Annotated in this window: 9 protein-coding genes; 7 read left to right on the top strand and 2 right to left on the bottom strand. The window is 58.0% G+C overall.

Annotated elements, in window-relative coordinates; translation table 11 throughout:
- Positions 1–18 precede the first annotated feature (18 nt).
- Positions 19–354 (top strand): hypothetical protein, encoded by a 336-nt coding sequence (locus ACTWJ5_RS10395; RefSeq protein WP_043317315.1) that lies wholly within the window; start codon positions 19–21, stop codon positions 352–354.
- A gap of 29 nt (positions 355–383) precedes the next feature.
- On the opposite strand, the gene ACTWJ5_RS10390 is transcribed toward ACTWJ5_RS10395, so the two are convergent.
- Positions 384–731 (bottom strand): helix-turn-helix domain-containing protein, encoded by a 348-nt coding sequence (locus tag ACTWJ5_RS10390; RefSeq protein WP_034040888.1) that lies wholly within the window; start codon positions 729–731, stop codon positions 384–386.
- Positions 732–869: 138 nt separating this feature from the next.
- Here ACTWJ5_RS10390 and ACTWJ5_RS10385 point away from each other — a divergent pair, with 138 nt between their 5' ends.
- The 6 genes from ACTWJ5_RS10385 to ACTWJ5_RS10360 all read left to right on the top strand — a co-directional run bounded on the left by ACTWJ5_RS10385 (position 870) and on the right by ACTWJ5_RS10360 (position 11,313).
- Positions 870–1,316 (top strand): hypothetical protein, encoded by a 447-nt coding sequence (locus ACTWJ5_RS10385; protein ID WP_043317312.1) that lies wholly within the window; start codon positions 870–872, stop codon positions 1,314–1,316.
- A 197-nt stretch (positions 1,317–1,513) separates the two neighbouring features.
- Positions 1,514–4,075 (top strand): autotransporter family protein, encoded by a 2,562-nt coding sequence (locus ACTWJ5_RS10380; protein WP_043317310.1) that lies wholly within the window; start codon positions 1,514–1,516, stop codon positions 4,073–4,075.
- Positions 4,075–4,971, top strand: coding sequence for an alpha/beta hydrolase (locus ACTWJ5_RS10375; protein ID WP_074980471.1), 897 nt, complete (start codon positions 4,075–4,077; stop codon positions 4,969–4,971). Before ACTWJ5_RS10380 ends, ACTWJ5_RS10375 begins: the two co-directional genes overlap by 1 nt.
- A 639-nt stretch (positions 4,972–5,610) precedes the next feature.
- Entirely contained in the window at positions 5,611–6,639 is a 1,029-nt protein-coding gene (locus tag ACTWJ5_RS10370; RefSeq protein WP_043317308.1) for a helix-turn-helix transcriptional regulator, read from the top strand.
- Between the two features lie 42 nt (positions 6,640–6,681).
- A complete protein-coding gene (locus tag ACTWJ5_RS10365) occupies positions 6,682–8,097 on the top strand; it encodes a hypothetical protein (protein ID WP_023082725.1) in 1,416 nt (471 codons plus the stop codon).
- Positions 8,098–8,109: 12 nt separating this feature from the next.
- Positions 8,110–11,313 carry a hypothetical protein gene (locus tag ACTWJ5_RS10360; RefSeq protein ID WP_043317305.1) on the top strand — a complete coding sequence of 1,068 codons (3,204 nt, stop codon included), beginning with the start codon at positions 8,110–8,112 and terminating at the stop codon, positions 11,311–11,313.
- A 133-nt stretch (positions 11,314–11,446) separates the two neighbouring features.
- Here ACTWJ5_RS10360 and ACTWJ5_RS10355 read toward each other — a convergent pair whose 3' ends face one another.
- Positions 11,447–13,600: an NERD domain-containing protein gene (locus tag ACTWJ5_RS10355; protein ID WP_245322952.1), complete on the bottom strand. Its 2,154-nt coding sequence runs from the start codon at positions 13,598–13,600 to the stop codon at positions 11,447–11,449.
- Positions 13,601–13,883: the final 283 nt, after the last annotated feature.

The following is a 13,883-nucleotide window of genomic DNA, read 5'->3' as shown; positions in this document are numbered from 1 at the left end:
CTAACAGGAGCACTCACCATGATCACACGGTGTCTGATCTGTAACTCATCCGTGGTGCTGTCCAAGGATGCCGCCAAAGCACTGGCTCGGCTGATGGGCACGCTGGACGGTTTCTTGCGCGGCATCCAGCAGTCATCTGCCCGGCAGCAGCCGATCACCTCGGACCTGCATTGCGAGAGTCCGCTGGAGCGCGCGTTCAACCTGATGCTCGATGGTATATGCGGCGCGGCGGCGAACTGGAACAGTACCGGCGATTTCATTCGCGATGTACGCCGCTTTCAGTTCATGGAATACGACTGCCTCTGCCTCCGCTGCGGAGCGAAGTACAACGAAGAACCCCTACCACGCCGCTAACTCAATTCTGCTGGCTGAAGTGGCACCCCTCACCCGCGACTAAGTCGCTCACTTAACCGTTCGACCATCTCTACGACCAACTGACGGTCGCTCTCCTCCAGGGCATTCAGTAATCCGCTGATCCGCGAGGCCTGGTCATCCGGGCGCAAGCTGGCCTCGCTCAGCAGTTCCATCGCATTGCAGTTGAAGATCGTCGCAAACTCGAACAGCCGGGCAATGTTGGGCATGACGATTCCGCGCTCGATGCGTGACACCGCCTCATTCCCCACGCCCAGGATCTCCGCCACTTCGTCCTGCGTCATCCCACAGCGCATGCGCTGCTTAGCAATAGCCCGTCCTACCGCTTCAGCCAGTGCTTTCTGATCCGTACCAGACATGATGCCTCTCCCATTCAACCTGAATGGTTGAGCACCGCCTCATTGACATGAAGAACACCACAGGTCGAAAATCACCCCAAAAGGTTGATTTTCGACTTTATTGGTGATCTTTCTTCACTCGATACAGGGATTGTCCCCATGCACAAGCAACTGCTTCTGGCTTCTCTCCTCGGCTGGCTGGCCACCAGCACCGCTTTTGCCGGCACCTCTGAATGGACTTCCAGCTACACCCAAGGTGTCGAAGAACACCTGATCGACGACGGTAACGGCAACCAGTTGAACATCACCTGCCCAGACGATGGAGAAAGCGCGGTCTCCGCTTACGCCACCATCGCCGGAAAACAGTACTCATCCGAACGCGATGGCTTCGACGTCATCGTCGACGGCACCACCTTCAGCAACCCCCTCTACACCGACTGCGAAGCCTGCAGCTCCAGCTTCCCGGGCTTCTGGGCCGCGCTGCGCAAGGCCCGCACCCTGCAACTCAGCGCCGGCGGCCAGACGGTGAGGCTCCCGACCCAGAACCTTCCCCAGGTTCTCCAACCCCTGACCAGCAAGAAAAACCTCTGTCGCTCTGCTTGGTAGGCAGAACGACGCAAGTTGTCGCATCGCAGTTAAAGAATAAGAAAGATCCTCATCAAACCAAACCAATCACTCCACCAACTGCGCAGCCAAGTTTGGCTGCGCATTCACCACCCAACTTTTTATTTTCGAAAAGAGGTCTCCGCAAAACAAATAATAAAAAAACAAATCGCCAAATACTGTTTAGGGATAAAGCACTCATGACTCCAAAATATCGCAAGACACTGCTCGCCCTGGCGATTTCCGCCAGTGCCCTACCCCTCGCCGCACACGCCCTGACGTTGACCAACAGCGGGCTGGACAGCGAAGGCAACACCTACACCGACAGCACCGAAGTCACCGGCAGCTTCACTGGCAGCGACCAGCCACTTCGTTTCTACAGCGACACTTTCAATCACGACTTGGTGCTCAACGCCCAGGTGCAGGCCACGGGCGATGACCTCAACGGCGTCGACCTGTCCTACGCCGGCGATGATGACACTCCCTCGCCCATCGGCGCGCCGACCGAGGTGTTCGGCAACCTGCAGAACAAGGGCAACATCACGGTGAACGGCGCGGGCGTCACCGGCCTGCTGATCGATCCGGCCATCATCCACGGCAACCTGGTCAATGAAGGCACCCTGCAGGTGGCCGGCGGTGTCCTCGAGGGCGATGGTATCCGTGGCCTCAAGTTCGCCGGCCAGTCGGTGTTGCAGGGCGACCTGGTCAACGCCGCCAGCGGCAAGATCCTCGCCGATGGCGAAGAGGCCACCGGCATCCAGCTCAAGGGCGGCACCATCGCTGGCAAGCTGATCAACGATGGTCTGATCCAGGTCAGCGGCGCCGGCTCGACGGGTGTTCTCGCCACCTATGATGATGACAACGGTGGTCCGGATCGGGTGGACCTCGGCGGGATCGAGAACCATGGCAGCATCGTGGCCCACGGCGACGATGCAACCGCGTTGCGTCTCGACGGCGTGAGCTTTACCAGTGCGCCGGTACAGGTGCTCAACACCGGCACCATCCAGGCTGACGATGCCGCCATCGAGGTGGGGGCCTTCGACATCGACGGTGCGAATGCCGGCAACACGTTGGTCATCCAGAACAGCGGCAACCTGATTTCCCAGGACGAAGCCATCGATGCCTCCCAGGCCAGTGGTGGCGTGCACCTGGTCTGGAACGCCGGCAGCATTACCGGCAACCTGATCGACCTATCCAATATCGAAGTGAACGGCGACGTGACCTTCAGCGGTACCGACGCCAGCACCGATGGCGCGAACATCCGCTTGAAGGACGCCGGTTGGCTGGATGTCGGCAGCGATACCGGCAACACGCCGGCACACTTGGAATTCGCTCAGCCGCACACCACGATTCAGGGCAACCTGGATGTGGCGGGCAACTCCTCGCTGGGGCTCAACCTGAGCACGGCCACGGATCCGAGCAAGGCCGTGGTCGCCGTCTCCGGCACGGCGGAATTCGCCAAGGGCTCGCAGATCCAGTTGGCAGCCCAGGGCAGCGACTTCAAGGCCCAGGGCACGACCTATACCCTGGTCCAAGCCGGCACCCTGCTGAATGACGGCGTCAGCGTAACCAGCCGCTCGGCCCTGCTGAACGTCGACACCGTCAGCAGTGGTGACAACCAGATCCTGGCCAAGGTCAGCACCAAGGGCCAGGACGAAGTCGGAGAGGTGATCGGTCAGATTGGCGGTTCAGCCAACGCCCAACGTGCAGGCGCGGCCTTCAGCCAGGTGATTACTGGACTGGCGCAGAGCAATCCCAACGATCCGGTGTTCCAGGCTTACGTGAATGCCTCGCAGGATCCGGCAGCGCTGAAGAAGCTGACGGAGCAGCTCGCTCCTGAGGTGAACGGTGGTGCGACCCAGGCGGCCACCAGTGGGCAGACGCTGATGAGCAACGTCACCGGCAATCGCACCAGTAGCCTGCGCGGTGAGTCCTCGGGCGATGTGCTGCAGAACACCGGCATCTGGGCCCAGGCGCTGTACAGCGACGCCAACCAGGATCTGCGTGATGGCGTCGCCGGCTTCAACGCCTACAGCCGTGGCATCGCCATCGGCGCCGACGGCAAGCTCACCGACCGGTTGACCCTGGGCGTGGCCTACAGCTTCCTGCACACCAGTGTGAACAGCGACAACGGCAACACCACCGACGTCGATGGCAATGCGCTGACCCTCTACAGCGGTTTCGAACAGGGCAACTACTTCGTCGATGCCAACCTGAGCTATGGCCTCAACGACAACGAGAGCAAGCGCCGTATCGCCGGCACCACAGCCAAGGGTGACTACGACAGCCAGGTCCTGGGGGCCAACGTCGTCGGTGGCTACACCTACCACCTGAACGAGCAGGTCCTGATCGAGCCGCGGCTGGCCGCTCGCTATGCGCGCGTCGACATCGACGGCTACCACGAGAAAGGGTCGTCGGCGGCGCTCAAGGTAGATAGCCAACGCTACGAAGTGGCGGAGCTGGGTGCTGGTGTTCGTGTGGCGGGCGACTTCCTGGTCGGCAATGGCAACCTGCAGCCGCAAGCCAAGCTGATGGCCTACCATGACTTCGCCGCGGACGAAGCCCAGAGCACCTCGACCTTCACACTGGGTGGCACGCCCTTCGTGAGCCAAGGTGCCAAGGCAGTCCGCAACAGCTACGAAGCCGGTGTCGGTGCGGACTACCATCTGGGTGCGGTCACGGTCGGGGTCAGCTACGACTACACCGGCAAGACCGACTTCAACGCCGATACTTTCACCGCCAAGGTTCGTTACGACTTCTGATGAGCCACTACCTTTCCGGCCCACGCACGTGGGCCGGTTTTCTTCGAGTCCTGACGGCGCTGCTGGTCGGCGCCCTCCTCGCCGGCTGCCAGTCGCCTCGCGAAGCGCTGCAGCAGTTGGCTGATGAGCATGGGCGGAAACTAGAGATCCTGCCGGGGCAACCGTTCCCGCTCGCCATACTGGTACCGCAGGGCACAGCGAAAACAGCTCGCCTGCGCGTTTACTTGGAAGGCGATGGCCATGCCTGGGCCACGGCGACACAACCCAGCCTGGATCCGAGTCCACACAACCTTCTGGTAGCACGGCTAGCAGTGGACGATCCAACGCCGAATGCCTACTTGGCGCGGCCTTGCCAGCTCGTCGCCGCACCGGCCTGTGAACCCTCGCTCTGGACCAATCGGCGGTTTTCCCAGGAAATCGTCACCAGCCTCAGTCAGGCACTAGACCAACTGAAGCAGCGTTATGGCAATCGGGAATTCGAGCTGGTGGGATATTCCGGAGGTGCAGCATTGGCACTGCTGCTGGCAGCCCAACGGGAGGATGTTGCTCAGGTCCAGACTCTGGCCGGCAACCTCAGTCCACGGCTTTGGGCACAAATGAAAGGGCTCTCGCCCCTCGACGGTTCGCTAGATCCGCTCGACTATCGTAGTCAACTCGTGTCGTTGCCTCAGCGGCATTTAGTTGGACAGCGAGACACCGCTATTCCAAGTCGCTTGCTAGACCTTTACCGGCGAGCCCTCGGCTCCCCCTCTCATATCGAATGTATCCATATACCGGGAGCAAGCCACGATACCGGCTGGGAAGTCGCATGGAAGCGTTGGGTACAGCCCCTCACTCCAGCACGACAACCTTCGCCTTGTGTTCAGCCAAGACTCAGATCAAGTGAAGCGACATGATCTGTCGCGACCTGCTGGCAGTCTGGCGTCATCCAATAGTCACGGGATGACTGCTATGCCAATCCCACCCGCACCCTTCACCCTCACCTGCGCGTGCTGCTCTTGGAAAAAGACCATTTTTCCCCAGAGCGATGTGCTGGTACTGGAACGCGATTGGTTCATCACCTGCCCCAACTGCCATAGCCCTTCGCTTGAACGTCGCGGCGCTAATCATAAGGAAATTCTCAGGACGCGCTTGGAGCAATTCCTCAGTATCAATAAGCAGTGATCCTGCCCAAGAGCAAGCGACACAACTTGTCGCCCCTTCAAGCAAATCTATCGAGGATCCACCAAAGGAGCTTCCAATGAAAAATCTGCTTGCCGCAATCGGCCTCATTGTAGTGCTGAAGAAAGGGTACGAGCTGTACTGCGAATACAACGAACTGAAACGTGAGAAAGAGGCTCGTCAGTCTCCTTCCATGTGAATGAGCATCTTCAGTCCTCCCACAGCCGGCATAAAGCTATAACGCCCCGCTGAGTGGGACCCGGTCTGATTTCACAGGCAAGAGCTGGCACAATGCCACTCAAGCCGCTAGCATCGGCACTGACTTGACGCCAGAACGTTGGCGATAAGTCGCATTTCAGCACAAGGTAGTCTTCATGTCCCAAGCGAAGGATACGCTGCTCAGGCTATTCGCATTATTGCGACTGATACCCACCGAGCCTCGGCGCATCGCAACACCAACCCTTCTCGAAAAGCTCCGCGATAAAGGCTTTTCCGTAACTCTGCGCTCCATCCAGCGCGACCTGAACCGGCTGTCTGTTCCCTTCTCCTTACAGTGTGACGATAGCGAAACCCCATTCCGCTGGAGTTTCACACGAGACGCACCACTGAAGTTGGAAGACATGGATGCTCCCACCGCGCTTGCCTTGTACCTGTCGGAAAGCCATCTGAACACCTTGTTGCCCCAGACGGTGCTGGATCAACTGAGTCCGCAGTTCCGGCGGGCCCGAAACTTCCTTGGCAGCCTGGGCAATAATGGCCTGGCGGATTGGGCTAGGCGTGTTCGGGCAATTCCCTACGGGAAAACCCTGCTACCCGCAGTGATTGCTCCGACGGTATGGGATCAGGTTTCCACCGCCCTCCTGGAGCGCAAGCAGCTGGATGTTGCATACCAAAGCCGAAGCAAAGGTGAGCTCAAGCGGCTGCGCCTACATCCAACAGGCCTCGTGTCACGACACGCCGTCAGCTATCTGCTGGCGTCTGTCGATGGATATAGCGACCTGCGCCAGTTTGCCCTGCATCGCATCCGCGAGGTTCGAGTGCTGGATGAAGCGGCAGAGTCGCACGCCACATTCGACGTCGATGACTACATCGACACCGGGATTTTCAGCCATCGACAGGCCGAAACGCAGGTCGAACTGATCGCCGACGTACATCCACAGATTGCCGCCCTGCTCAGCGAGACGCCACTGAGCACCGTGCAGAGTCTGAGCGATCTGCCCAATCAGGCCTGGAAGAGGTTGCATGCCCAGGTTGCGCTGGACCGGGACACCCTATGGTGGATCTTCGGGCTCAACGACAACATCCGGGTCCACGCGCCGCAGGTCTGGGTCGATGAAATCCAACAGAAGCTAGGCAACTTGCGCACCTTTTATTCAGGGCCTGACTACTCGCCTCACGCGTGATAACGCGGTGGTGGACCTCCATATTTTGATGAAGGAAGCTCCATGGACAACGAACGTAAAAGGGCACTGAACAACTCAGTCAGCCTCTGTCCGATCTGGCCTACGCAGGCATCGGAAAAGATTGGCCACATGCTGACCGAGATCAGCCACGCAAACGTCATCATCGACAAGATTGCCGGAACGGCACAGAACAGCGCGATCAAAGGCGGGTTCGCGGCCGAGACCTGGCACGCCGAATCGTTCAACCTGGACGCCATCCTCAAGGACAAGGACGTCCGGGCCTTCACCGATAACTTTACCAATACCCCGCTCGCCAAGAACCATACAACCCATGACATCGTCGTGATGAAAGGCGATGAGCAGTTGCTCGGCGCGCAACTGAAATATTTCAAGAATGGCGATGCCACCCAAAAGGCCTTCAGGTCCACTAAGGATGGCATTCACCAGTACCGGGACAGCGATGCCTTTATCGGTCCCGCAGATCAGATCGAGCAGATCAAAGATGCCGCGAAACGCGACATGCTGCGCAACCAGCAAACCCGTCCAGAGGTGGCCAATGCCGCAGAAAAGGTACGTGAGAAGACTACGGCTAATCTCGACGTCGAGGGCGCCCAGTCGACACCGCTGAGCAAGCGGGACGCCGAACACCTGGGCAGTGGCAGCAAGACCGGCAAGGAACTGCATGAAAACATGCAGAACGGTTACCTGAACAAGGCGACTGTCCAGCAGAGCCTGCGCGCGGCGGGCTCGGCGGCGGTGATCACCACCGTCATCGCGGGCAGCATCAACACTTTCCAGTCGATCAAACGTGTACGGGACGGCGAGATCACGGCAGAACAAGCAACCTTGCTGATTTTGCAAAACACCGCCATCGCCGCCGGCGACAGTGCGCTGAAAGCGGGTGTCGCCACGGCGACGGTCAGCATCACGGCACGTAACCTGCCGACGCTGTTCGCAGGCTCTGCCTTCAAGCGCACCTTCGCCAACAGCGGCGTGGCGGCGGCGGCAGTGTGCGCGGTGGATGTGGTCCAGAACGTGGTGCTGTTCGCGGCGGGCAAGATCACCCGCGAAGAACTAGAAACCCGGGCCGGTCACAATCTGCTGCAATCCGGCGCCGCCGTCGTCGGCAGCTCAGTGGGCGCCGCGGTGGGTGCTCTTGGTGGTCCCATCGGCGCGCTGGTCGGCGGCATCATCGGCGGCCTAATTACCACGATGGCCATGAGCATCGCCATCGACAATCACATTGAGAAAAGCTTCCGTCTGACGCTGGAAGCCACCGAACACGTGGCGAGTAACGCCATGATCATGCACGACTCGCTGGAATACCTGCAGATGTCGCAGTCTTTCTATGCCGAGTTCCACAAGGGGCTGTATCTGTCCGAGCGACATTTCGCCGGCCAGGTCAAGACCATGGCAGCCCAAAGCACACAGTTGAAGAACCTGATCGATAATCTTTAAGGCGTATTTTCAATGAGCGAAACGGTCGAAGCAGCACCCCAGGAAATCTTCCAACAGCCGCTGGATGCCTCGGAGCAGGAGGCGGTTGAGGCCCTCGTCGCCCAGCACCGGAACAACGCCGCGCAGACCCAGCAACTGGCGGTGGATGCCTCGCGGCTGATCACCTGCAGCGAAGAGCGCCTGAAGCAACAAGCCGAAAGCGGATTCTTCAAGCGGTTTGCCAGTGCGTTTACTGGCAAGAGTCGTCAGAACCAGTTGCAGAACCAGGTCGACGCGCTGCACATGCAGAAATTCGCCTGGCACTACCTCAAACAACTGCAACAGCAGAACCTGATCAACGCCCAGAGTATTGCGGTGATCCGCAACAACCTGGGCACGATGAACGAATACATCATCGAAACCCGCGAATTCCTCTTCCAGGCGGTCGACAAGATCAACCGTCGTCTGATCCGGGTCGAGAACAACACCAGTTTTCACCAATGGTCGTTGAATATCGAAGCGAACAAGCGCCGCTTCAAGTCGATGCCCAAGGCGCTACTGGTGCTCAACCTCGCGTATGACTTCATGCGCAGCCATCCCGGTGTCGCGCTGACTGCGCAAGACATCAACCACCTCATCGTCACGCTGGAAAAGCTGGACGTGGACTGCGACGAAGAAGTCGAGCTGCTGAGCTTCATCATTGACTTGATCGACCAAATCGAAGCCACCAGCATCGAACGCTATCGCGCCGTCATCGAGCTGTCGTTCGAGGAGCATGTCGCCGACTCCTACTTCATCCAGAAAAACATCTCAGGCTTGGCATTCAACTCGCTGTATTACCTCTCCGACGAGTATGACCGCATCATCGACATGATCTCGGACGGTGAAGTCTGTGATAGTGACGAAAAACGCGAACGAATTATTTCCAGATTCTTTGGCAAGGCGTTTTCCGGTCTTTACACCCAGTACAGGATGCGCGACCTGATTGAGGAGATCATCGGCGGCAGCCTGCTGACTCTGGAAATATACAAGGATCAGCACGGCCTGAACGCGCTGCCCGACGAGGCCATAGAAGACGCCCACGCCGAAACGGTGGCGCTGGTGTCGTCGCTGCCGGACATCAATGCCCACTCCTTCTTCGACACCACGGATGACCGCGAAGCCCGACACAATTATCTGTTGCTGTTCGCCCTGTGCATCGAGAACTCAGGGTTATTAAACAGGCAGGGCCGAGAGTTTCTCGAGCTGCTGGCGCACAAGGCTGAATGCCCGCAGGTGCCGGGTGAAATCGCAACGCTGGCGGACAATCCTCGCAAGGCGCAGGACTACCTTCCGATCTTGCAGGATCTGCTCAAGAGCGATGACGAAACCTACACTTGGTTGCTCGACGCGTTCTACCTGCTGACGCTATGCCAGAAAGCCATCGAAGGGCCGCATGTGCTGCGCATACTGAACGCGCTGAAGCCCACACAGTTCAAGGAGCAGTTCCCCCGCGTGCTGGCGGTGCTCACCGAGCAGGACGAGGAAAACGTACTCGCTGCAGCCGAGAAGTTGCAGCAGCAAACTCACGGCTGGAAGAACATCGTGCGCTATCGCGAGTTGCGCTTCGAAAAAGCGTTCGCCGATATGAGTACCCAATTGGGCAAGATCAGCTTTGAAGCCGTGCATCTTTCGCTCGATCTGACAAAGGCGACCATGAAAGCCTCGGATTATTCGTACTTTATGGAAGCTTGGGATGACTCGTTCCTGAGCAAGGTCAGCAGTAAAGTGGGCGGCACGGCGTATACGATTGGCCGCAGCTCCTGCCTCTCCTCGCTTAACGAGATGCGCAAGAAGATCAGTGAACTCATCTCTGGGCATTCAAGCACGCTGAATCAGGGCAATCGCGTGCTGACGCGATGGGGCCTGCCCTCAATTACGTTCAAGGACGAGTCCGGCTATGCCGATTTCGAGCTGGATAATTCCGCCACGAACGAGGATTGGTACGACCAGTTCAGTCACTTCGAACGCCAGTTGGACGACACACTCACTTCCTTCTCCGAAGCCTGCACCGATGTTGCCAACCAGCTCGACCTGTTCGCGGAAGGTCGATTCGACGAGTCAGTGGTTGAACGCAAAGAAAAACAGCGCGCCGAACGGCTCGACCAGCAACAGCAGGAAAAATTGGCCAAACAGTCGGTCGTTATCGAAAAGGACGGCCATGATCATCTGTTCAGTATTGAGTGGCGCCAGGTAGAGCACCCGCCCTGTGATCCCGAGAAGATTCAGCACATCAAGACCGATGGCACCACATGGCTGATAGTTGACAACGACGACCGGCTCTATCGGAGCCTCGACCGTGAGCACTGGCACACTGTGCGTCTCAGAGCTTCCGAAGACTCACCGCGCATCAGCAAATTGGATATTGTGAGCGGCATGTGGATCGCCATGGCGGGCTATAGCGAAGGCTTTTATTACTCCCACGATGCGCAAAACTGGAAACAGAGCCACTTCCCGGACGTGCCTGGCTACGAATTCACCCGCACCGAAGAAGTCTGCTACTTCAACGGCCTCTGGCTCTGGCGCTTCAAGGAGAGCAAGGAATACTCCTACACTGAAAAGGGCCTGATCTTCGATTCGACCAAGACCGGCAACTACGACAAGATAGCCGTCTTCTGCACTGCGAACCTCGACAATCAGTGGCAGCGCTGGGAAGACACACCGAGCCTTCCGGAAGGCGTCGTGGTGGAGAGCCTCCAGTCATTACCGAACGGAAACACGCTGCTCGCGTTCTGTAAGTACGATTGGCTCTACAAAACGTGGAAAAAGAAGAACAACGCATCCTCCTTCGTCAGCTACTTTATTGCCGGAAAAGGCTGGCGAACCTGCACTTGGGCCAGCGAAGACGATAACTACGATGCACCGCTCATCACACGTATGGGCCTAAAGCTGTTGTGCTTCTACTCGGACCACGTCATGACGTCAGAAAAAAATGGCTACGAGTGGAAGCTTCAATCCAAGGACATCCGCATCAATACCTGCGCCCATTTGCAGGATATGAGCCTATTTTCGACACGCTGGGGCCGCGAAACGCTCTACGTAAGCCAGACAGGGGAATCCTTTGCGGAGTTGGTGCTCGAAGAAGGTACCTGGAAACACATCGCCGCTAACGAGCAAGGCACCCTGAGTGTCTACTCGCCGAACAAGCATGAAACCTTCCTGCGAAGTGGCAACTACATCTGCCAGCCGAAAGCGTAAAGCGGATCTGGTGCCAGAAGTGGGCAGAGTGTAGGTCATAGCCTGCAAAGCATCGTCTTTGCAGGCTATGGTCGCCCCCTAGGATGCGGCCGATGCCAACGCCCCCGCCGCATAAGCTATTGCTATTCAAGCACTAGCAGATACCTCGCCACAGCTCATCAGACTCGACAACAGCTATGAATCGGCCAGCAGTAAATCCGTCAGGGAACAATGAGCCCCGCCCCTCCTCCTCATCAAACTGATCCACCGACCGGAGGAGTTGCTTCTCGTCCCGCAGAATTACCTCCAGTGCCTCACGAGATACCACTCTGAACCCATCGACTGATTGCCCATCGAGCTCAATGGAGGTATCGACGATCCAGGCTCGCAAATCCGACTCGGGATGCTGACCCTGGTAGCCCAACCTGAAGCGCAAATCATGATCAGCCGCCAACGCCTTTGCCACAGCGACACGCTTGCGACGCAGCTGCCAGGCAGCCTTACGCAAAGTATTAGTGCGATGCAGCCAGACCTCATGTTTGGTCGAGCGGATATACCCAGACTTGACCTCCATAAGTAGCAGCACACCATCCCGCTGGCAGATCAAATCCACCTCGCCGGCGTCGCCCTCTTCTGCAATAGGCGGCAGATACCCCACTTCAACGGCAAAGCCCCGTTGCCGAAGGCTCTCGGCTAGGGCCAGCTCCACACGCCGGGTTTCTACCTGTGCATCGGCTCTACGGGCATTCACACGGCGCAGGTTATTGATCGCTGCCGTCAGGTTGTTTTGTTGCGCGCCGACCCAGGGAAACTGAAAGCTGTAGCGGCCAACTTTGTAGAAGGGTTGTTCGTACAAGCGCGGTGTAGGCATACCCGGCTGCTGCTTCAGTTGCTGAGATAGCGCCTTGAGATCACTGGTCCAGAACTTGAGAATTGCCTTGGCTGAATCGGCGCTGCCTAGCGGATGCTCCTCGCTGACCGTCCAGCCTTTGATCCTGCGGATCTTTTCTTCTTCTTCAGACCAAGTCATGGGGAACCTGTTCTCCCCTGACAGCAGGCCATCCATAGCCAAACGGCCAAGGGCATGCGCAAGCACGCCCGACTCGCGAAGATAGTCCTGGAATGGCTGGATGAACTGGCTCTGAAAGAAAACCGAAGTCAGCTCGCTCGCCAGCAACACGTGGTGAAGCTGAACCTGAGTACCATCCTCGAGCGAGAGCCAATCACCCAGGCCATAGATCTGCTGCAATTGCAGCTCGCTGCGACACGCCTTGATATAGGCCAACTGATTCAGTTCATGGTTCTCAGGCGAACCGATGATTTGCCCAGCCATGCCGGAGCCAACGAATGCCTGCACCACGCGGTTCATCCAGTAGTGCCAAAGCAGGTCGCTCTTACGCCCGGTTCGCTGCCACCGCACAGCTCCCGCCTCCGACTGGTTATAGATAACCGACTCGCCAGGTTTCAGCTGATAATGGCACTCAGGATCGAAGCAAAACCAGTCAATCGAACCCTCGTAGTCGATCCGCTCTTGGGTGGCAGCAATCAGAACGGCTAGCCATTCGAGATTTTCACGACATCTGGCTGAATCAGCTGTGGGCGATGCGGGGAAAATAATCGGTGAAAGATGACGCTTCAGCGACTGCTCGAGCCGTGACTCGTTCAGGCGAAAATCCTCTTCCGGGCAGGCCCGGAGTTTCCTCAAGATAATGCGGTTGTATACCGTCCACTGCTGACCGGAACGGTCATCGGAAGCGTCATCGGAAAACGCCTGATAAGCCAGCACGCTGAGGTAGGAAAAAAACTCCAGCAGAGATAAGTGCTCAAGCTGTTTCTCAGCGTTGGCAATTAGCTCATCAAAGGGCTTGAGCTGATCAAGCAAACGGTCGCAAACACCGAAGAATACTTGCCACTCTTCCCCCGCGAGCTCCGCACGAAGCGCTAGCCAGAGCGGCGAAGCAGTACGCTCAAACAGCTTCGAGTAGCGAATCGCCCATCTGAGGGTGTCTGGGGCAAGGCTTGCCAACTTCAGCAGTTGCTCGACACTAATTGCAGTGTCGAAGTGCAACACTCGACTGAGCGCAAGGCTTGCCAGTTCGGATCGAGCAACCGCATCCGTATCAAGCCAAAAACCAGCTGATGCCAAGCCTATCGCGCGATCAATCGCAGAGAGCTTTTTACCTGCAGGCCGTTGGTCCAGGAAATGATGCAGGCATTCGTCAAGAGCACGCCCTGCATCGAATTCAGGCCGATTCCTTTCATAAACCGACTGATAATGCTGCCGGCATCGCTCCCCTTTCTCGGTCATCCCACAGCACTCACACCATCCTTAGGTTCCTGGCCAGAGCCTAAACCACCGACTGGCCGGGACTCCATAGGCACCGTGCGAGCATCCGGCACGCTGGCAACCCATCGGATCAACAGCGCGAGCTTGGTCGGATTGAAGCCTGACGTTTCGCAGCATTGCACGGTTTCGCGTGGCTGGCGGACCAGACCTACTAGCGTTCAAGCGCCTGCTCAGAATCTGCCGCTGCCGGTTACCCTGGCAGGCTCCGCTCTGCTGGCCTCGGTGGCCCAGCGCCGGCTCGTCG

It is taken from the genome of Pseudomonas sp. A6 (assembly GCF_052367875.1).
Lineage (GTDB): Bacteria > Pseudomonadota > Gammaproteobacteria > Pseudomonadales > Pseudomonadaceae > Pseudomonas > Pseudomonas citronellolis.
Note: the sequence above shows the minus strand (reverse complement) of the source record. Positions and strands in the feature narration are given on the sequence as shown.